Origin of the sequence: Microbacterium sp. 22296, assembly GCF_052045385.1 — a bacterium.
In the GTDB taxonomy this organism is placed as follows: domain Bacteria; phylum Actinomycetota; class Actinomycetes; order Actinomycetales; family Microbacteriaceae; genus Microbacterium.
Window position 1 is genome coordinate 1 of the sequence record NZ_JBQEOS010000024.1, and the last position, 395, is coordinate 395.

At 67.3% G+C, this 395-nt stretch carries 1 protein-coding gene; it reads left to right on the forward strand.

Translation table 11 applies throughout. The features are described from left to right. On the forward strand, nt 1–395 hold a 395-nt coding region (locus ACTJJP_RS17385; protein WP_440776240.1), incomplete at both ends, for a hypothetical protein.

A 395-nucleotide genomic window follows, 5' to 3' on the forward strand; every position in this document is an offset into this window, starting at 1 on the left:
GATGCGAAGAAGCTCGACGACGGGCGGTACCAGGCGTTCGTGCTGGGTAGCGACGGGCGGGCGTACGGCTGCATCCGGGGGACGGATGATGTGTGGGAGAGCGGTTGGACACAGACCGCGATGACGGGTGTGAGGTACCTGGCGATGAGCAACTACGGCCAGGTCACCGTCATGTCGGACGGCGCGTCGGTGATGACCGCGGGCGGAACCCTGCTTCCGGCTCTGCCCAGTGGTGTGACCCTCATGCCCGCGAAGACTCCCTCGACCGTCGCCTTGCCGGCCGTGCCCAATGGAGTGACAGCCAAACAGGTCGCGGCGAAGAAGCTCGACGACGGGCGGTACCAGGCGTTCGTGCTGGGTAGCGACGGGCGGGCGTACGGCTGCATCCGGGGAAC